This window comes from Candidatus Cytomitobacter indipagum (assembly GCF_008189285.1).
Lineage (GTDB): Bacteria > Pseudomonadota > Alphaproteobacteria > CAJXXZ01 > 1604HC > Cytomitobacter > Cytomitobacter indipagum.
Genome location: NZ_CP043315.1, coordinates 18701 through 39837 on the forward strand (window position 1 = coordinate 18701; position 21137 = coordinate 39837).

Below are 21137 nucleotides of genomic sequence, written 5' to 3' on the forward strand. Positions count from 1 at the left end.
CTCAAGCAATGCTATCAAATTACAGGATTTTGTAAAGTATTTTATTTGATCTCTTTAAATATTTTCATCTTTGTGCTAAGTTTTCGTTTAGGGGCGCTTAGCTCAGTTGGTAGAGCATCTGACTCTTAATCAGATTGTCGTAGGTTCGATCCCTACAGCGCCTGTGAAATTTATGAAATTTATTAGAAATTATTTTTCTTTCACATATCTGGGAACCTTGCTTGAATATTATGATTACGTGCTTTTTATGCAGTTATCTTATTTTATATCTAAAGTATTTTTCCCTGAAAATTTTAATTCAATGTTTTATTTGTTTTCTGCTGGATATGCTGCAAGATTTTTTGGAATTTTTGCAATTAGTTTTTTTAGACATGATCAAGAAAAAATATTAAAAGCATCATTGTTGATTGTGTCTGTTTCTAGTTTAATTATATCTATAATGCCAACTTATCAATCCATAGGTTTGGTTTCTACATATGTATTAATAACATTAAGATTATTGCAAAGCATTTCTTATGCAGTGGAATTTCCTTCTGCAGTTTGCATCGCATCTGAGTCTAGTTCAAAGATAGGGTTAGTTATCTCTAGTGCCACTGTAGGATCTATTTTAGCCAATTTATCACCGTGGATTTTATTATTATTTTTTAACAGTCAGCAGATTTTAGATTTTTATTGGAGGATTCCTTTTATGATTTCTGGAGCATTAGGTTTGATTTTGTTTAGATCAAGGTCTGTAAATTATGAAATGATTGAACGTGTAAGAAAAAGTATGTCTCAGTTTAATTTTATATCTCATTCTAAGGGAATATTAAACTCTATAAACACTTTGCTATTTCCTGGATTTTTGATCATAGCTTATATGTGTTTGCCTCAATTTTACACTAAATATGGTTATAGCGATTTGTATTTTATATATAAATATAAGTTAATTATGTTAGTATTTTCAATAATATGCGTTAGCATAATTGGAAAATTAATGGACTCCAACAAGAATAAAATATTTAATGAAAGTGGGATTTTGCATGTTCATAGATATTTTGTGATTTTATGGACCGCAATAGCCTCTTTGTCCTTAATGTGTAAATTTGGAGCTATATTGTTGATGGCATTTATGCAATTTTGCATTGCATTTTCATTTCAGTACGGATTAAAAAATATGCGCTCTCAATGCAGAGGTTCAATTTTCGCATCTATTATTGCTTATAATACAAGTATGTTTATTGGATCTTTTGCCTCTTCGTTTATTAGTTTTGCATATATGATTATTATTCCATTGTCCCTTGGATCTTTATTTGCATTTCAAATTAATAAGAATTTCAAAAATACTGACCTGAAGACCAATCAGCAAGATTAAGAGTATAGATTGATCAATTTTATTTCACATAATTACATGTCATTTCTACCATTATTTGGTGTTCAAATTTTGCTTTATAAGATTTTTTCAAAAAATAGAGAGTTTTCATCAACATTATTTGTTTTGTTTGGCTTTGTTTCTTATTTATTTTTCTCATCAGAATCTATCTTTTTCACATTTTTATTGTGGGAAATAATTACGTGGATTTCTTATCTTTTATTACGCAATGAAAATAATCGAAAAGAAACTAGAGTTATATTGTTAAACAATATATTTGGAGGGCTTGCATTCGCATGGGCAACATGTGTTTTGTTAAAGAAGGTTAGTTTGTGGAGTGATTTGCATAATGTTGATTTTTCCAATGCAGATATAATTCAGATTTCGCTTGGTTTGTCTGTAGCTATTTTAACAAAATCATCTCAATTTCCATTTTCTTGGTTAATGCTAACTAAAAAATCTTCATCGCTTGTTAGTGCGTATTTGCATTCTTCAACTGTAGTGCAAATGGGAATTTACTTGATGGTAAAAATACACTCATCCGCTTTAAGTAGTGATCTATTTTTCTGGATTATATGTATTTCATCTTGCATAACTATCATTCAATCTTCTATGTATTTTAATAATAACAATTTGAAAGTATTAATTGCCATTACATCTCAAATTCATGCATCATTATGCATTTTGCTTGCTTTGTACGATATTAATTGCATAAGAAATATAATCATTGTTCATGCGATTTATAAGTCTTTTATGTTTATTTATTGCGATGAAATATTTAGGAAAAATAAAAGTTACAATATTAGAGATGTAAATTCCATTTCTTTTTCCTCTTTTCTGTTGTTGATTTTATGCTCCATTCCTATGTGTGGGATTCCTGGATTTATGGCTAGCGCAGTTTATGGAAGCAAGGTGTTTTTGCAAAACAAAATAAATTATATTTTGATGCTTATCATTAAGTCTTTCAATATTTTGATATTTGTCAAATTATTTATACAAATTTCTAATTTAATTAGAAGTAAAAAGATTGAGTTTTTTAGCTATTTGCATGTTTTGCTATTGCCATGTTTATTGTTCTTAGCTCCATCAGGATTTATCAAAACAAACTATTTTATTTTATCCATCCTTTTTTCTTTTTTGCTTTCTAAGTTTGCACTTAAGTCAGAGAGCAATTTTAATGTTGTGAAACTGTTTGGGTCTTTGATTGAAATGGCTAAAATTCCAAGTAAAAAAGATTATATATTTTACCTATCCTTTCTTTTGATCTTCATTGCAGCTGTGGGTAATTTTTATGAATGCAATGTTTTTGATAATTTTTTAATGCATTTTAATGTAGAAGATATAATATTCTATGCGTTTCTGATTTTTGGATGCTTTTTTCTTCTTCAAGATGGTATTTTTAAGAAGCTATCTGGATTTTGGTTGATAAGCATTTTTACGACAAATGAATATATGAAATTTGGGGGAGTTGATATTGTTGTTACCAATATATTGGCTGATGTCATTGTGTCTTATTTGCTTATTAAATCATTTATGAATTTTGACCACAAAGATAATAATATGATTAGATTTATAAGATCTGTCCCTATCAATGCTACGATATCTTTTTGCTGCATTTCTTTTTTTAAAATTTCTTCTAAGATTGTGCATTATAATTCGTCAATTTCAGTGAATGATATAGTTGTATTTTATCGTATTTTAGACACTTTAGGAGAGACCTTAGTTTTGTTGATAGTTGGGTTATGCATTAATTTTTTGATAGCTAAGGATAGATATTAAGAGACAAATATGATAGAAATTTAAATATATGAATATAATTTTTAAGTCAATTTTATCTTTAGTTTTATGTTTTTGCAGTTTTGAATCTATGCAAGCTAAAGGTGCAAAAAATACAAATACAACAGCTAATGTTAAGAAGCATTCCAATCAATCAAGAAAAAGAGATGCCTATCATAAATCAGAATTATCATTTATTTCTTCAGGAGATATAAAGCAAATAGAAGATTGGGCATCAAAAGTGGTTGCTAGCAATAATTATGTAAAGTGCATAAGGGCTAAATTTGTTTCAAAAAATGCTAAAAATATAGCAGATATTATGGCATTCTTTCCATCTGTAGATGTTTCCCTTTCTCATCAGCATGTTTTTAGAGAAAATGGAGCTAATGCTAAAAAAGTTTTTGATGCTAAGTGGCATAACAAAGAGGTAAAAGTTAATTTGATTCAACTTAAAAATTCTATGATTACTGATATAGCTGCTTCAGGAATGAAATCGAAAGCTGATCTTGAAGAATACTGGAAAGAATGGTCTAAATTTTGTTTAGAAGATGTTATTTCTAACTTAATAGATTGGATAGCGCAAAAATCTATCGTAAGAATGAAGCAAAATATTGTAAATTCAAGAAAATCTATCGTAAGAAAAATAGATTTAAGAATACAAACAGGAGTTATGAATGTTTCTGATTTATATTCTGCGCAATCTGAATTAGCTACTTCTGAGGCAGAATTATTTATTGCGCAAAATAAAGCAAAAGTTTTGAGAAATAAATTAGATGATATTTCAGGCGGAATTGAACCCCCTCAACAAATTGGAGTTATATCAGAGTATGGAAATTGGGAAGAGAATAAGTCATCCATTTTAAGAAATTCTCATGACTTAAAGCAAGAATATTACATGAGAAAACATAAAATCGCTAAAGGATCATCAAATGTATTAGGTGGAACTTTGCCGAATTTAGGCATTGAAATGTCATTTAATAAAAAATCTGACCATCACACTTTTGGATCGAATCCTTTGAAAAAATGGAGAGGTTCTTTTGATTTGAGCTTAAGTCAGCATATTGGATTAGATAATATTCCTAGAATTGTGAGCGGGTCAAAAGGAGTTGTTGCTGCTAGATTAGAATATTTAGAGGCTGTTAGAAAAACCATTACTGCTGGACATGAAGTGTTTGCTGATCTTGAAAATAGCGCGCAAGAATTGAAAATGCATAGAAGAGCTTTGGAGATTCATGAGAAATCATTGAGAGTTAAAAGAGAGTTATTTTTCAATGATTTAGAATTGCAAGGAAAAAGAAGATTATCTATAGATGATGTGATTTATGCTGAAGGAAATGTAACTTATGGGCATAATAAAACCATTGAAGCATATCAAAAAGCTGCAAAAAGCTACTTCACACTTATGCATATGAAAGGTGAATTAGCCAGAAGAATTGGAAACAGAAAAAATTCAAACAAATCTTTTGAGAATAGCGTTAAACAAGCACAAATAAAAAGAAATAAAAAGAAATAAAAAATTTCGAAAGGAAAAAAATGTTATCAGTTTTAAATTTAAATTTTAAAATCACAAAAGAAAGAGGCGATGCGTTGCTTTTTTCTGTCAAAAAATCAGAAGATAACTTGATTTATAGAAATGAATCTTCTATAGAATATTTTACAAGTAAAAAAGATTATTTGATTATTGGGGTAGAGGTTGCAAAATATATAAAAAAAGAAAATAAAAGCTTGTCAGATATTTGTATAGACTGCTCTATGGAAAAAGAAGATTTTTTAAAATTTTATGAAGGAATTTTAATAGGGTCTTGGGAGTACGATAATCACAAAACTGACAAGAGTGGTAAAAATATCTCTGTGAATTTATTAATCAATCAAAATATGGGAAATGACATAGAAAGCAAAGCAAAGGAAATTTCTAATTTAATTGAAGCTTCTTTCTTGACTAGAAAGTTGGTTGAAATGCCAGGAAACTTGCTTACTCCTAGCAAATTAGCTGAGTATGCAAAAAATATAGATGGGTTAAAAGTCGAGGTAGAGAAAATAAATCATGGTGGAATTTGGGAAGTTGGAAAAGGAAGCTCTGAAGATCCTCTTTTGCTAACTTGCGAATGGAATGGAGATAGCTCTGAAGATCCGATAATATTGGTTGGAAAAGGAGTCACATTCGATTCAGGTGGATTGTCTTTAAAGCCGCCAAGAAGCATGGAAGACATGAAATGTGATATGGGTGGAGCTGCTACTGTTCTAGGAATTATGCAGGCTGCTGTAAAAAATAAAATTAAAAAAAGAATTATTGGAATTATGCCATGTGTTGAAAATATGCCATCTGGAAATGCGCTTAAACCAGGTGATGTAATTACTTCAATGTCTGGAAAAACAATAGAAGTTCTAAATACTGATGCTGAGGGAAGATTGATTTTAGCAGATGCTTTGCACATTGCTCAAAATAAATATAATGCTAAGGAAATTATTGATTTTGCAACATTAACTGGAGCTGTGACAGTTGCATTAGGAGAATTATATGCTGGATTATTTTCCAATAATAATGAGCTAGCTAATAAAATAACTGAATCAGGGGAAATGGTTTGTGAGCCTGTTTGTAGATTGCCTTTGCATGAGAAGTATGATGAATTGATGAATAGTGATATAGCTGATATGTGTAATATACAAAAACCTGGGGGCGGGGCAGGAAGTATTACTGCTGCGCAATTTCTTCAGAGATTTGTTAATTCTGATGTTGCATGGGCTCATTTAGACATTGCTGGAGTTGCAAGAACTTCATTTAATTCGGCTATTAATATAAATAAATCTACTGGATTTGGAGTTAGATTAATTTATAATTACTTAACAAATAATTGAATCCAACAATGTATAACTTTCTGTAATTTGATTGTTCAATTATCAAATTTTCGATTCTAAGGAAGGAATTGAATCAATGCAAAAAAATTTAATTTAATCTAATTTTTGAAATCAAATCTAATTTTTGAAATTTTTATATTGTAATTTGCAAATAAAGAAAAAGTTGAATTAATGCATAATAGGCAGATCTGTATGTTAGAATTTTTACATTATAATCTTATATTACAATCTTATATTTATAAATTTGCTTAAATATCTATCTTATATTTATAAATTTGCTTAAATATCTATGCTTATTGTTATGTATTTGCTAACATTTTATTAATGGTTAGAAAAAATAAGTTTGGCGTAAAAATATATGATGAGAGTAGTTTTGAAAAAATGTCTAAGGCATGTAAATTAGCTTCAAAAACCATAGATTATTTAAAACAATTTGTGAAAGCTGGAATTACTACAAAGTATATAGATAAGATGTGTGAAGAATTTATTTTAAAAAATGGCGGAAAGCCAACATGTAAAGGGTATAGCGGATTTCCAGCATCGTTATGCACTTCTATTAATGATGTGGCATGTCATGGAATTCCAAATGATATCGAATTGAAAGATGGGGATATTATTAATCTAGATGTAGTTGTTGAAATCGATGGATGGCATGGAGACACAAGCAAAACATTTGCAGTTGGGAAAATATCTGAGCAACATCAAAATTTACTTAGAATTGCCGAAGAAGCTATGAACGTAGGTATTGAATCTGTAAAAATTGGTGGATGCTTTAATGATATAGGAAGATCAATTGAGCAATATGTTAAAAAACAAAAAGGATTTTGCTTAATACCTAAATTTTGCGGTCATGGAATTGGACAGAATATGCATGAAGATCCTCTAGTTTTACATTTTGAGACTTACGAAGAAACTTCTACAATTGAAAAAGGGATGTTTTTTACTATTGAGCCTATTATTTCATGTGGAAGCTCTAATGTTAGAGAAATGAAAGATGGATGGACAATGGTTACAAAGGACAATGGATTTGCTGCTCAGTTTGAACATACTATAAGTATTGGGCATGACGAGAAAATACATATATTAACGTAAAATATGGATCACAAACTTGGACATAGAAAAAGATTAAGAGAAAGATTTTTAGAATCTGATCATTCTAAATTCTCTGATTATGAGTTAATCGAGCTGTTGCTTCAAATGGCCCAGCCTAGAAAAGATGTAAAGCCATTGGCTAAGGATCTGATGGCCAGCTTTAAAAGTTTTAGCGCTGTTATTAGTGCTAGCGTAGATAAGTTGAGGCAAATAAAAGGAATGGGTCAAACATCTACAACTATGTTTAAGATTGTACATGAGTCATTATGCAGATTATTACGAGAAGATTTATGTGATAACCCCATTTTAAATACTGGAGATAAAGTGATGGATTATTGTAAATCTAGAATGGCATATCTTGATAAAGAGCAGTTTAGAGTTTTGTTTCTTAATAAGAAGAATGTTTTGATTTTAGATGAAGTTCAGCAAAAAGGGACTATCGATCATGCTCCAATTTATCCTAGAGAAGTTATACAAAGATCGTTAGAATTAGGGGCGTCAGCTATAATATTGGTGCATAATCACCCAAGTGGAAATCCATCTCCATCAAATGCAGACATAACTGTTACATATCAATTGAGAGATATTGCAAATATGATGGAAATATCCCTTCATGATCATTTGATTATTAGCAAGGGAGGTTGTTTTTCTATGAAAGAGAACAATATAATATAAGAATTGATGAGAATAAATTATGCTTGTTTGATGTTTATAATATTTTAGAAGCAATTTAATGATGTTTTTATGGTATTTTGGAAAATAATTTAATAATTAAATTAACAATTAGATTAATTAACGATTAAATTAATAAAGAAAATTTTATTTTACTAGAAAGGGATTAATGTTTAGATATAAATTTACCATTGAATATGACGGAGCAGCTGCAAATGCAGGTTGGCAAGTTCAGCCTGGAAAAATATCTATACAATCTTTATTGTCTGATGCTGCATTTGAATTATCTAAAAGTAAGATTTTATTTTATGGATCCGGAAGAACTGATAGAGGAGTTCATGCTTTAGGTCAGGTTGCTCATGCAGATTTTTTTAAAAGTTATCCGCTATTTTCTCTTAAACAAGGTATGAATTTTTATTTGACAGGAAAAAAAGTTGCAATTAAAGAAGTTGAATTAGTTTCTCAAGATTTTCATGCTAGATTTTCTGCAAAAATAAAAACATACAGATATGATATTTGTATGCAAGATTATCCAAATGTAATTAATTTGAAAAATTGGAGAATTAGCAGAAATTTGGATATCAAAAAAATGGAAGAGGAGTCTAAGTTTTTATTAGGCGTTCATGATTTTGCAAGTTTTAGAAGTAGTCATTGTCAAGCTGCAACATCAATCAGAAGCATAGATGAGATTAATTTCATTATTAGAGGAAATATCTTGAGTGTATATTTTGTTGGGAAGTCATTTTTGCATAATCAAATCAGGGCAATGATCGGAACTTTGGTTGATATTGGGATGGGTAGGCAAATTAATATAAAAAGTATTATGCAGAGCAAAGATAGAAAAAAAGCTGGGCAAACAGCTCCTCCAGGAGGTTTGTTTCTTGAGAAGATTGATTTTGATTAATAGTTTTGATTTTGACTCATAAATTAATGGTAAATATTCATGGCAAATTATAAATAATAATAAAATAAATTGATTGCAGAGTCTAAATAATAAATTCAGCGCAATAAATTGAATAATAATGAGATTTGTAGATAGCGTATAAGAAATTAAATTATACACTAGATCGTGATTTTAATGCTGCAAGTAAATTTGCTTTTAAGATTTAGAATGAAATGAAAAGAGAGATTTTTAATTGCATATCTCGAGAGCTTATTCTTTAATTGTATATTTTCTCATAGAAAAATCTTAATTCCATTGTTTTATTAAAATTGTATTGCCTGATAATAGTTAAATTCTATTTTATACAAGCTTAACATGATGTTTTTATGCATAATTATGCTAGAAGGCTATCTCTTCAAGTGATGAGATAAGTGCTCCATATGTCCAGGAAGAGGCGCTTGTATTGTAAATCTTTTTCCATTAAGTACAAAATATACTTCTCTGCAATGCAAATGCATCCTTGTCTGTTCTTCAGATCCATACATTCTATCGCCAACTATAGGTAGTCCCATATCAGAAACATGCCTCCTGATTTGATGTTTTTTGCCTGTTTTAGGGAAGAATTTTACAATTTCATATGGATATGTATCAATATGAATTTTACCAACTGATAAATATCCTGTAATTAGAGATTTTCCATCTTCAACAGTATTGATTGATCCGCTTCCTAAATTACTCCATGGAAGAAGAGATATATATGTCTTCTTCCAGTTTTTAATGGACTCAGATAATAACATGGCTGTATTTCTGTTTAATGCAAAAATCAATACTCCTGTCGTGAATTTGTCTATTCTATGGACTGGATAAGCTTTTTTGCCTTTTTTATGAGCGTATTGATTCACCTGCAAGAATGCAGAGTCATCTATATCTCCTTGACTGCACATATTGTATGGCTTATTTATAGCTAATATATCTTCATCTTCATATAATATTATAGAGCTATTTAATTCTTTTGTATAAATATCACTGTAGGCATTTTCTACTTTTGGTATTTTGTCCCATACATGTATTATGTCGTTTGATGACAATATATGCTGTGGGCTTACTTTTTTACCATTTAACGTGATGTCTTTCACCCTTAAATATTTTTGCAATTCGTTATAGGTAAGATTAATATAATGTTCCCTAAACCATTGCCTAATAGATAATCCGTTTTCTGCTTTGTATTTAATTTTCATAATTTACTATTTTCATTGATTATAATAACATATATTTGTGCAATTTGTTGTTTTATTAAGTCTTATGCTGTATGGATGTGTGCAAAAATGGGAAGATGCTCCTAGAAGAAGTAGTGGAAGAGATATATTTTCTGTTAAACGTAGAAGTGGATCGCATTATACTGTTAAGAATAGCCAAGGTTCTTTTAAAGTAAAAAGGCAAGGTCATTACAATTTAGATGAGTATGGAATAGCGTCATATTATGGAGGAAAATTTCATAATCGTAAAACTGCTATTGGAGTTGTATATAATCAATGGGATATGACATCTGCTCATCCAACCATTCCTCTTCCTGCTGTTTTGAAAGTTTCTCGCACGGATACAGGAAAGTCTATTTATGTTCTTGCAATAGATAGAGGTCCATTTGTGAAGAAAGGCCCAAGAAGAGTTATAGATTTATCAAGAGGGGCGGCAAAAGCTTTAGGGATGGAAAGACAAGGAGTGGCACATGTTAGAGTGCAATGCCTTGCTATGGAAAGCGAAAGGTTAAGGAAAAATTGGCCAACACATAAGAGAAATGGAAAAATACCATATAATCTAGCATGCAAATATACTAAAAGTAGAAACCATTGGTAAAAAATTAAAAGTAGAAACCATTGGTAAAAAATTAAAAGTAGAAATCATTACAAGAAAATCATAAATCATATAAAGCATTAATATTTCTATAAAATTTGATATTATGAATATGAATTTTTATTTAAATTAATCAATCTTTATATAATTTTATAATTTGACACTTAATCAATGGAGCTCATCTTTTATTAAATAATTTATATCTCTTACTTGATAATTTAATTGATTTCTTGCTTACTATTCAATAATTTTGATTTTTCTAGGCCAGTGTTATATATTAAGTTGTGTTTATAGTATTCGAAGGTATTGATGGAGTTGGGAAAAGTTCTCACATTAGAGGTGTCGCTAACTTTCTAGCTGAAATGGGAGTGCAGCATACTTGTACTAGTGAGTTTGGAAATTTACAAATAGGAAAAAATATTAGATATATATTGATGAATTATGATTTAACAGGAAGAGAAGAGTTGTTTTTAATTAATGCTATAAGATCTTATCATTCCAGAGAGGTTTTGGCTCCTTCTATAAAAGCTGATCAATGGATTTTAATGGATCGATTTATAGATTCTACTTGGGCTTATCAACACGGAGGAAAGCAAATTCCAAAAGAGGTTGTGCAGGAAATTACAAACTTGATCGATGTGCCTAAGCCTGATTTGGTCGTACTTCTTGATGGAGATAGTCATAGAAATATTGCTAGAGATAAGTTTGACAATGCTGGATCTGAGTTTTTTGATAGAGTTAAAGAGTCTTATGAAGAGCGTTTTGATTCTAGAAATTGGTTAAGATACAATACTAATCTGGGGTACAAGCCCGTTCAAGAGATGATTAGAAAAGATTTAAGAAAGAGAATTTTTCAAAGTTGATCAATAAAAAAAAATTAAAAGATAGACTGCAAAGTTTTCTTGATTCATCTGGATTGCCTGCATTTGTTTATGGATCTGAGGTGGGTTTTATTAATGAAGTATGCAAGGAATTATTTGATGAATTTAATATTGCAGAGAAAATACAGCTTGATTTATCTTCAATAAGTGAAGTGAGGGATTTAATTGGTTTTTTGAATGCTACTCCAATATATGGCAAGCAGAAATTAGTGTTGCTGAATGACGCTCAAAAATGGAGCAATGGTGTTAAATCTGCTTTGTTGAAAAGCTTAGAAGAGCATCCAAGTTATAACAAAATTATTATTACTTCTTCTTCAATATTGGATTTAACTATAATGTCTAGATGTTATAAAATTCATATTTCTTCTGATTTATTGAGCAAAACTTGCAACATTGATGAGGTAAGCAGAATAGAAGATCCAAATGTTTTGTTTGCATGCATGAAGGATTATTTGGAAAAAATAATTCTATGTAATAATTTTAATTTACTTGCTTATGCAGAAGATTTATGGGATAAGGTGAATGAAACTTATAGTTGGTTTAGAAAAGGAGAAATATCATCGCAAAATTGTATTCAGATTATGTCAAATCTGATTCTAGATCATTTGAATCAGATAAACAGTTTATAACTGCGCCAATATATTATGTGAATGGATCCCCGCATTTGGGTCATTTGTATACCTCAGTGGCAGTTGATATATTACATAGGTTTGCTTTGCTTTTTGGCGAATCATTTTTTTCCATTGGAACAGATGAGCATGGGCAAAAAGTTGAGCAATCTGCTCAGAGAAATAAGTGTGAAACGCAAGATTATGTAGATAGCATGTATATTGAATTTTACAAATTGATGAATGCAGCGAATATAAAATATGATGCTTTTGTGAGAACAAGCTCTAAGAAGCATAAAGATAATGTTTTAAATTTTTGGGATAAATTGTGTAAAAAAGGGGATGTATACGAAGGCGCTTATTCTGGCTGGTATTCTACTCGTGATGAGCAATTTTATTCTGAAGATGAAGTATCAGATGGCGCAAATGGAAAAATTGCAAAAATATCTAACAGTCCAGTTGAATGGCTGGAAGAAAAATGCATGTTTTTTAAACTCTCTAAATATCAAAATATTTTATTAGATTATTACAAGAAAAATAAAGATATTATAAAACCAAGTTCAAGATACAATGAAACTATAGGAATGCTTGAAGCTGGAATTCCAGATTTAGCAGTAACTAGATCAAGATTTTCATGGGGAGTTAGTTGCGGAGAAGGGCAAGTGATTTATGTATGGGTCGATGCTTTATCTAACTACATTACTGCAATGGAAAATAATGTAGACTATTGGATCAATGATATGATTCATATTATAGGTAAAGATATATTGAAATTTCATGCAATATATTGGCCAGCACTGCTTTTATCAGCAGATTACGCCCTTCCTAAAAGAATATATGCTCATGGATGGTGGACTGTTAACAAAGAAAAAATGTCTAAATCTCTTGGAAATGTGATTGATCCATTTGAAATTTTAAATAAATATGGAATTGATCAGTTGCGATACTGCATTATGAAAGAGATGAGCTTTGGTCAAGATGGAGATTTTGATCACGAAAGAATAAAAAATAGAATAAACACTGAACTAGCTAATGTAATTGGAAATTTGACTCAGAGAATACTTAGCTTTGTTTGGAAAGAATATGAAGAGACTTTAGAAATCAATAGCATAGATGAAAATGACTATGAGCTTCTAAAGTGTTGGGATGAATGCTTGGAAAATTCTTATTCAGCAATGAAAGAGCAACAAATTCATGTATATTTAGAAGAAGTTAGAAAAGCTGCTGCAAAAACAAATCAATACGTAGATGGTGCAGCTCCATGGAAGTGTGATGATGCTAACAAAAGGAGAATTTTATCTGTTGGAATCGAATGCATTAAAAGAATGGCCTTGATATTGAGTCCAGTTATGCCAGAGATGAGCAAGAAGATTTTGAATATTCTAGGATGTGAAATAAATATAGATTCATGGTTTAAATCAATTAATTATAGAAAACTGGATAAACCATCTCCATTATTTAGCAGAATAATTGGTTGAACTTGCTCCGAAACTCAGATAAATTATATGCATAATTGATTATGGCAATTAATTAAATTCTATAATTTTCACATTTTTATTTCATTTAGCCGTAAATCAATTTGACTGACTGCGCTTTTGATATTAATATTCATATAAGGAAAATAGATGAGTATTCAAATTGATAAAACTAATAAAATTCTTGAACAAGAGACAAAGAATAATGCTAGAGGGGTTCTTGCAGATCATGAAATTCGTGATTTAGCTATAAATAAAGGAATGATTTCTCCTTTTATAGAAAAGAATGTTGGAAAAGGGATTATATCTTACGGATTATCTTCATATGGATATGATTCTCGTTTAGGAGATGAGTTTAAAATATTTACAAATGTGAATAATAGCATAGTAGATCCGAAGAATTTTAGTTCTGATAATTTTGTTTCTAAGAAGGGTGATTTTTGCATTATTCCACCAAATAGCTTTATGTTATGCAGAACTGTTGAGTATTTTAAAATTCCTAGCGATGTTCTTGTGATTTGTTTGGGCAAATCTACTTATGCAAGATGTGGAATTATCGTAAATGTAACTCCATTGGAGCCAGGTTGGGAAGGGCATGTTACATTAGAGTTTTCCAACACAACTCCATTACCAGCAAAAATCTATGCCAATGAAGGTGCATGCCAATTCATTTTTATGAGATCGACTCCTTGCGAGACTACATACAAGGACAGATCAGGAAAATACATGAATCAAATTGAAATCACCCCTCCCATGATAAAGTAAAACTTTATTATCCCTGAATGATAAAGTAAAACTTTATTATCCCTGAATGATAAAGTAAAACTTTATTATCCCTGAATGATAAAGTAAAACTTTATTATCCCTGAATGATAAAGTGATAAATTTGAATTCTCTTTTGTGATTATAAAGCAACACTTAGAGCATTTAGTTATGAAGTGAAGCTTATTGTTTCTTTTGATTAAAATAAACTTCGATGCTTCTATGCGTTTTACAATCTTATATGGTTGTCATTTTATTAATATTTTTCTCCAATAGAGCAAATATTCATTTCAATTTCAACTTTACAAATTATTTAATTTTAAACAAAGCCTTTATTTTAGTTGCATTAAAAAGCTTTGTTAGATTTATTCTTTAATAAGAAATGACTTAGCTTTATTTAATTATAAATAGAGTTTTATTCTTTTTGTATTAATTAACATCATTATTCCATAAGTAAGCTTTGTTATCTTCATCATCAATAAATACTGTGCTGACTGATGAAGCCAAAATAATATGGTTCATTTTTTTCATAATTACCTCTGATAAATTATTAAAGAAATTGATTAATTAAATATAAAAAGAATTGATTAATTAATATAAATTTATTTTGATCTGCAGAAAACTTAAAGTTTTTGCGAGTTGATTATTTTGACTTACGTAAAGCTTTTTCTTGATTAAATAGCGTTCGGAAAGTTTTTGTAAATGTGATTTTAGCATCATATTTGCCTTCCACTTCTTGTTTTTCTCCAGTCCTTGGGTTTGTTTTTATTGCTGGCTCTCTCCATTTCGGCTCTGATTTGAAGAATCCTCCCCAAGAAACTGCATCATCATCTAGCATCGATTCAGTTATTATAAGCTTAAAAGCAGATAAAACATCATCTACTTCGTTTATTTTTATATGTAATTTTTTTGCTATAGCTTGCTTTAATTGCGTATAATTCATATTCCTCCTAAGAAATTATATAACTTAAGGTATGATACATTAAAGTTATATTTTTAAAAAGAGACACTCTCTTGAAGAAATGTAACTAGAAATAGTAAATTTTTTATTAATTTTTTCATATTAATATTAAAAATACAAAAAAATCATATTTTTTGAATAAATTTATAGATTTACTGTTTTTTGAAATTGCAAAAATATATCTAAATTAATATATTGGCTTTTGATTTAAGTCAGGTAGGTGATTTAGATCTTGCTTTAGCTATTTTACGAACTCTTTCTTTCTTTTGCATTGCTTTTTGCTCAGAAGGCTTTAAAAAATGCCTTCTCCTTTTTTGTTCAGCGCCTATTCCTTCTCTTTGAACGAATCTTTTTAGAAGTTTCCATGCTTTCTGAATTTCATTATTAACAACATTAACTGATATCATAATTCTTCTCCATTTCTGCAATAATATCATATTAGTTAAACAATGAAAACGCGATTAATATTTATGCGAAGTTTATAGTTTGTAAATTATTTCTATTTGATGCAATTTGCATAATTCTGCATTTTTTAATTTATATAGATATAGATAATTATGACAGATAAATTAATCAAATATATTCAGATATTAATATACAGCACAATTCTCTTTATTTTTCAGCAATGCCCTTTTCTTTATTTTTTTTGATTTAAGGATATGTGTATAGAATGTGATTTTAAACTTTTTTGGAAGAGCAAAATTTATGATTGAATTTTTATCTTGATTTAATAGATAGCAAAGAGGTTTTTTAAGCGCTTAAATATATAATATAAATTAATATGCAATTTATAATCGCTTTTGCATAATTAAATAATGCGTAATTTGTGTGTAAAACACTGAACATATGGAGCTATATGAAAAAAGTTAAAAAAAGGTGTTGACAATTTATGCGGTATGAGAGAAGATACTTGTGTTGGACAAAAAGTCTGTTTAAAAAGTGTTTTTTGAAGGATAGCAAGCTAGCTGTTAAGGATGACCAAGTGTTTACTTGGGACTTTGTTTTAACTTGAGAGTTTGATCCTGGCTCAGAACGAACGCTGGCGGCGCGCTTAACACATGCAAGTCGAACGGAGTTATGTTTTCGGACATAACTTAGTGGCAAACGGGTGAGTAATACATGAGAATTTACCTTTTGGAGTGGAATAGTTTTTGGAAACGAAAAGTAATACCACGTAATCTCTTTAATTTGGTTTTTAAAGAGCAAAGATTTATCGCCATTAGAGAAGCTCATGCCCGATTAGGTAGTTGGTAGGGTAAAAGCCTACCAAGCCGATGATCGGTAGTTGGTCTTAGAGGATGATCAGCCACACTGGGATTGAGATACGGCCCAGACTCCTACGGGAGGCAGCAGTGGGGAATATTGGACAATGGGGGAAACCCTGATCCAGCGATGCCGCGTGAATGATGAAGGTTTTTATGAATTGTAAAGTTCTTTTACTCATGAAGATAATGACTGTAATGAGAGAAAAAGCTCCGGCAAACTTCGTGCCAGCAGCCGCGGTAATACGAGGGGAGCGAGCGTTGTTCGGATTGACTGGGCGTAAAGGGTGCGTAGGCTGTTCTTTAAGTGGAATGTGAAAGCCCTGGGCTTAACTCAGGAAGTGCATTTCATACTGGAGAACTAGAGATCAGAAGAGGAAATGGGAATTCTTAGTGTAGAGGTGAAATTCGTTGATACTAAGAGGAACACCAAAGGCGAAGGCAAATTTCTGGGCTGAATCTGACGTTGAGGCACGAAAGCGTGGGGAGCAAACAGGATTAGATACCCTGGTAGTCCACGCCCTAAACGATGAGTGCTAGATATCGGGCGCACAAGTTGTTCGGTATCATAGCTAACGCATTAAGCACTCCGCCTGGGGAGTACGGTCGCAAGACTAAAACTCAAAGGAATTGACGGGGGCCCGCACAAGCGGTGGAGCATGTGGTTTAATTCGATGTTCCGCGAAAAACCTTACCAGCTTTTGACATGCAAGTTTTGGACAGATGAAAGTTTGTCCTTCGGTTCGGCCGGGCTTGCACAGGTGCTGCATGGCTGTCGTCAGCTCGTGTCGTGAGATGTTGGGTTAAGTCCCGCAACGAGCGCAACCCTTATCGTTATTTGCCAATAGATTTATTTCTAGGAACTTTAACGAGACTGCCGATGTTAAGTCGGAGGAAGGTGAGGATGACGTCAAGTCCTCATGGCCTTTATAAGCTGGGCTACACATGTGCTACAATGGCAACTACAATGAGATGCAATAGGGTGACCTGGAGCAAATCTATAAAAGTTGTCCCAGTTCGGATAGAAGTCTGCAACTCGACTTCTTGAAGTTGGAATCGCTAGTAATCGCAGATCAGAACGCTGCGGTGAATACGTTCACGGGCCTTGTACACACCGCCCGTCAAGCCACGGGAATTGGCTCTACCTGAAAGTGATTAGTTAACCCTATGGGAGACGGTCAAATACGGTGGAGTTGGTGACTGGGGTTAAGTCGTAACAAGGTAGCCGTAGGAGAACCTGCGGCTGGATCACCTCCTTTCTAGGGATTTACCCTATTTATACTTAATAGCTAGCGTGCTATCCTTCAAAAAAAATAGGGCTGGTAGCTCAGTTGGTTAGAGCGCACGCTTGATAAGCGTGAAGTCGGAGGTTCGAGTCCTCCTCGGCCCATTTACGGGGGTGTAGCTCACTTGGGAGAGCGCATGCTTTGCACGCATGAGGTAGTCGGTTCGATCCCGACCATCTCCACTTTGTCCGTTTTAAAAGTATAAGAAATATTTAATACATTCTCAATTTAATGATTGTTAAAAGTAAATTAACTATATAACATTCATTGAGTAAGAATCAAACGCGAAAGGGTATTTGATGGATGCCTTGGCATTAAGAGGCGATGAAGGACGTGATAGACTGCGATAAGCTACGGGGAAATGTCAATAATTTTTGATCCGTAGATTTCCGAATGGGGGAACCTGTTGCATTAGCAACATCACTTATTGAATTAATAGATAAGTGGAGCAAACCTGATGAACTGAAACATCTAAGTAATCAGAGGAAAAGAAATCAATAGAGATTTCGTTAGTAGCGGCGAGCGAAAACGAAACAGCCCAGTACTTTGGGTTTTTAAACCAAAATGCTATGGAAAGAGCAACGATATAGGTGATAGTCCTGTATGGGTATATAAAAATTCAATTTCTTGAGTAGAGCGGGACACGTGTTATCTTGCTTGAATATGGGGGGACCACCCTCCAAGGCTAAATACTACTTAATGACCGATAGTGAACAAGTACCGTGAGGGAAAGGTGAAAAGAACCCCGGAAGGGGAGTGAAATAGATCTGAAATCAAATACTTACAAGCAGTCGGAGCAAATTTTTTTGTGACGGCGTACCTTTTGCATAATGAGCCAGCGAGTTTATCTTTTGAGCAAGCTTAAGTCGTTAGACGTAGGCGTAGCGAAAGCGAGTTTTAATAGAGCGAGCAGTTTAAAGGATAAGACCCGAAACCGAGTGATCTAGCTATGAGCAGGCTGAAGATGTGGTGATACACATTGGAGGGCCGAACCATATCACGTTGCAATGTGTGTGGATGACTTGTTGCTAGGGGTGAAAGGCTAATCAAACTCGGAAATAGCTGGTTCTCCGCGAAATCTATTTAGGTAGAGCGTCATAATTATCTTTTTGGGGTAGAGCTCTGAATAGGCTAGGGGGGAGAAATCTTTACCAAACCTAATCAAACTACGAATACGAAAAGTCAATTTTATGGCAAGACAGACTTAGGGTGCTAAGATCCTAGGTCAAGAGGGAAAGAGCCCAGATCACCGTCTAAGGTCCCCAAACACAACTAAGTGGTTAAGGAAGTAAAAAAACCAAAACAGTCAGGAGGTTGGCTTAGAAGCAGCCATCCTTTAAAGAAAGCGTAATAGCTCACTGATCTATTAGTTTTTTTGCGCCGAAAATTTAACGGGGCTAAAGTTGTGTACCGAAGACGTGAGTGCTTTAAAATTAATTTATTAAGAATTTTCTTTGTAAATTTTTTTTAAGGCGCGGTAGCGGAGCGTTCTGTAAGCCTGTGAAGGTGTAGGCGTGAGCCTTACTGGAGGTATCAGAAGTGAGAAAGCTGGCATGAGTAGCATAAAAAAATGTGAGAAACATTTTCGCTGAAAGTCCAAGGTTTCCTACGCAAGGTTTGTCCGCGTAGGGTTAGTCGGCCCCTAAGGCGAGGACATTTGTCGTAGTCGATGGGAATCAGGCTTGGGTTTACCCAAGGTAAAAATAATATTCCTGAACCTGCTAAATGTGACGGAGTGAACATACTGTAAGTTTTTATTGGATTAAACTTGCTTTATCTAGCTTCCAGGAAATAGCATTAGCATATAGACCGTACCCCAAACCGAAACAGGTGGACTGGTAGAGTATACTAAAGCGTTTGAGAGAATGGTGTTGAAGGAACTCGGCAAATTGATCTCGTAACTTCGGAATAAGAGATGTCTCAATTTGGGAAACCAGATTGAGATGGCACATAAGAGGGAGTGGCGACTGTTTATCTAAAACACAGGACTCTGCAAAAATCAAAATTGATGTATAGGGTCTGACGCCTGCCCGGTGCTGGAAGGTTAATAGGATTTGTTCACGCAATGAATAGAAGCCCCAGTAAACGGCGGCCGTAACCATGACGGTCCTAAGGTAGCGAAATTCCTTGTCAGGTAAATTCTGACCTGCATGAATGGCGTAACGACTGCTCCGCTGTCTCCAACACCAACTCAGTGAAGTTGAATGCTCCGTGAAAATGCGGAGTACCCATGGTTAGACGGATAGACCCCGTGCACCTTTACTACAGCTTTACATTGGCAAGATGAACATTATGTGTAGGATAGGCGGTAGTCTTTGAAGCGTGGGCGCTAGCTTGCGTGGAGACATCCTTGAAATACCGTCCTTGATGTTTGTTTTTCCTAACCTTTTCTGCGATCCAGGTAAGGGAAAGTGTATGGTGGGTAGTTTGACTGGGGCGGTCGCCTCCTAAAGAGTAACGGAGGCGTACAAAGGTAAGTTCAAGTTGTTTGGAAAGCAACTGTTGAGTGCAATGGCATAAACTTGCTTGACTGCGAGACGTACATGTCGAGCAGAGACGAAAGTCGGTCATAGTGACCCGGTGGTTCTGTGTGGAAGGGCCATCGATCAACGGATAAAAGGTACGCCGGGGATAACAGGCTAATCTCTCCCAAGCGTTCACAGCGACGGGGAGGTTTGGCACCTCGATGTCGGCTCATCACATCCTGGGGCTGAAGCAGGTCCCAAGGGTTTGGCTGTTCGCCAATTAAAGTGGTACGCGAGCTGGGTTCAGAACGTCGTGAGACAGTTCGGTCCCTATCTGCCATGGGCGTGTGGAAAATTGAGAGGAGCTGCTCCTAGTACGAGAGGACCGGAGTGGACATATCACTGGTGTACCAGTTGTCGTGCCAACGGCAATGCTGGGTAGCTACAGTATGGCACGGATAACCGCTGAAAGCATCTAAGCGGGAAGCCGACCTCAAGATTAGTTTTCCCTATGAGAGTCGTGGAAGATAACCACGTTGATAGGCTGGGTGTGGAAGTCAGGTAACTGATGAAGCTGACCAGTACTAATACTCCATTGGTTTGATTCTTACGCAATGTTTGTTATGTTATTACTAATCATAAATTTTTGTTTATATTTCTTATACTATTTAAATTTTTTGACTTTTTGTTTATACTGTTTAAATTTTTAATATTATACTTCTTATTATTTTATATATTTTGTTGAATATGCGATTGTATCGTTATGTTCAAATGTTAATATAGGTATGTTTGATAATTTGATATATTTTATTAGAGTTATTTCCTAAGAATATTAAATTTGTTGATACAATTTATTTTTCTAATTTTTTAATAATTTGATATTTCATTGTATATGCAGTGTTGTAAATTTACTACATTGACTTATCTAAATCTTGTCTTTGAGTGTTAAGATAAAA

15 protein-coding genes, 3 tRNA genes and 2 rRNA genes are annotated in these 21137 nt (G+C 32.8%); 17 read left to right on the forward strand and 3 right to left on the reverse strand.

Annotated elements, in window-relative coordinates:
- The first annotated feature begins 91 nt into the window (after positions 1-91).
- The 8 genes from FZC35_RS00085 (at position 92) to truA (ending at position 8651) form a co-directional block, all read left to right on the forward strand.
- Positions 92-164: transfer RNA gene (locus FZC35_RS00085), tRNA-Lys, on the forward strand.
- Positions 165-238: 74 nt separating this feature from the next.
- Complete coding sequence (locus FZC35_RS00090) at positions 239-1354, forward strand: MFS transporter (protein WP_172618967.1); 1116 nt, start codon at positions 239-241, stop codon at positions 1352-1354.
- 36 nt (positions 1355-1390) lie between these two features.
- Complete coding sequence (locus tag FZC35_RS00095) at positions 1391-3130, forward strand: hypothetical protein (RefSeq protein ID WP_148980643.1); 1740 nt, start codon at positions 1391-1393, stop codon at positions 3128-3130.
- A gap of 28 nt (positions 3131-3158) precedes the next feature.
- Positions 3159-4640, forward strand: a complete 1482-nt coding sequence (locus FZC35_RS00100) for a TolC family protein (protein WP_148980644.1) — start codon at positions 3159-3161, stop codon at positions 4638-4640.
- 20 nt (positions 4641-4660) lie between these two features.
- The gene (locus tag FZC35_RS00105; RefSeq protein WP_148980645.1) at positions 4661-5983 is read left to right on the forward strand and encodes a leucyl aminopeptidase family protein; all 1323 of its coding nucleotides are present in this window, start codon (positions 4661-4663) and stop codon (positions 5981-5983) included.
- Between the two features lie 324 nt (positions 5984-6307).
- Positions 6308-7075 carry a type I methionyl aminopeptidase gene (gene map, locus FZC35_RS00110; RefSeq protein ID WP_148980646.1) on the forward strand — a complete coding sequence of 256 codons (768 nt, stop codon included), beginning with the start codon at positions 6308-6310 and terminating at the stop codon, positions 7073-7075.
- A 3-nt stretch (positions 7076-7078) separates the two neighbouring features.
- Positions 7079-7750 carry a RadC family protein gene (gene radC, locus FZC35_RS00115; RefSeq protein ID WP_148980647.1) on the forward strand — a complete coding sequence of 224 codons (672 nt, stop codon included), beginning with the start codon at positions 7079-7081 and terminating at the stop codon, positions 7748-7750.
- A gap of 166 nt (positions 7751-7916) precedes the next feature.
- Complete coding sequence (truA, locus tag FZC35_RS00120; protein WP_148980648.1) at positions 7917-8651, forward strand: tRNA pseudouridine(38-40) synthase TruA; 735 nt, start codon at positions 7917-7919, stop codon at positions 8649-8651.
- Positions 8652-9037: 386 nt separating this feature from the next.
- Here truA and FZC35_RS00125 read toward each other — a convergent pair whose 3' ends face one another.
- Positions 9038-9868, reverse strand: coding sequence for an RluA family pseudouridine synthase (locus FZC35_RS00125; protein WP_148980649.1), 831 nt, complete (start codon positions 9866-9868; stop codon positions 9038-9040).
- Between the two features lie 37 nt (positions 9869-9905).
- Here FZC35_RS00125 and FZC35_RS00130 point away from each other — a divergent pair, with 37 nt between their 5' ends.
- From FZC35_RS00130 to dcd, 5 genes are all read left to right on the forward strand, one after another.
- Positions 9906-10484: a septal ring lytic transglycosylase RlpA family protein gene (locus tag FZC35_RS00130; RefSeq protein WP_148980650.1), complete on the forward strand. Its 579-nt coding sequence runs from the start codon at positions 9906-9908 to the stop codon at positions 10482-10484.
- Between the two features lie 281 nt (positions 10485-10765).
- Complete coding sequence (gene tmk / locus FZC35_RS00135; protein ID WP_148980651.1) at positions 10766-11344, forward strand: dTMP kinase; 579 nt, start codon at positions 10766-10768, stop codon at positions 11342-11344.
- On the forward strand, positions 11341-11991 hold the full coding sequence (locus FZC35_RS00140; protein WP_148980652.1) for a hypothetical protein: 651 nt from the start codon (positions 11341-11343) through the stop codon (positions 11989-11991). The genes tmk and FZC35_RS00140 overlap by 4 nt, the downstream gene beginning before the upstream one ends.
- Before the next feature lie 17 nt (positions 11992-12008).
- Positions 12009-13448 (forward strand): methionine--tRNA ligase, encoded by a 1440-nt coding sequence (metG, locus tag FZC35_RS00145; protein ID WP_172618968.1) that lies wholly within the window; start codon positions 12009-12011, stop codon positions 13446-13448.
- 147 nt (positions 13449-13595) lie between these two features.
- The gene (dcd, locus tag FZC35_RS00150) at positions 13596-14210 is read left to right on the forward strand and encodes a dCTP deaminase (protein WP_148980654.1); all 615 of its coding nucleotides are present in this window, start codon (positions 13596-13598) and stop codon (positions 14208-14210) included.
- A gap of 640 nt (positions 14211-14850) precedes the next feature.
- Here dcd and FZC35_RS00155 read toward each other — a convergent pair.
- Both FZC35_RS00155 and rpsU read right to left on the reverse strand, forming a co-directional pair.
- On the reverse strand, positions 14851-15150 hold the full coding sequence (locus tag FZC35_RS00155) for an HU family DNA-binding protein (protein WP_148980655.1): 300 nt from the start codon (positions 15148-15150) through the stop codon (positions 14851-14853).
- A gap of 230 nt (positions 15151-15380) precedes the next feature.
- On the reverse strand, positions 15381-15575 hold the full coding sequence (rpsU, locus tag FZC35_RS00160) for a 30S ribosomal protein S21 (protein WP_172618969.1): 195 nt from the start codon (positions 15573-15575) through the stop codon (positions 15381-15383).
- 597 nt (positions 15576-16172) lie between these two features.
- Between rpsU and FZC35_RS00165 the strand changes: the two genes are divergently transcribed.
- The 4 genes from FZC35_RS00165 to FZC35_RS00180 all read left to right on the forward strand — a co-directional run bounded on the left by FZC35_RS00165 (position 16173) and on the right by FZC35_RS00180 (position 20789).
- A 16S ribosomal RNA gene (locus FZC35_RS00165) occupies positions 16173-17689 on the forward strand.
- Positions 17690-17746: 57 nt separating this feature from the next.
- Positions 17747-17820: transfer RNA gene (locus tag FZC35_RS00170), tRNA-Ile, on the forward strand.
- Between the two features lie 5 nt (positions 17821-17825).
- Positions 17826-17898 (forward strand) — tRNA-Ala (locus FZC35_RS00175).
- A gap of 94 nt (positions 17899-17992) precedes the next feature.
- Positions 17993-20789: ribosomal RNA gene (locus FZC35_RS00180) — 23S ribosomal RNA — on the forward strand.
- The 16S and 23S rRNA genes sit together here with 2 tRNA genes alongside, the layout of an rRNA operon.
- The last annotated feature ends 348 nt before the right edge of the window (positions 20790-21137 follow it).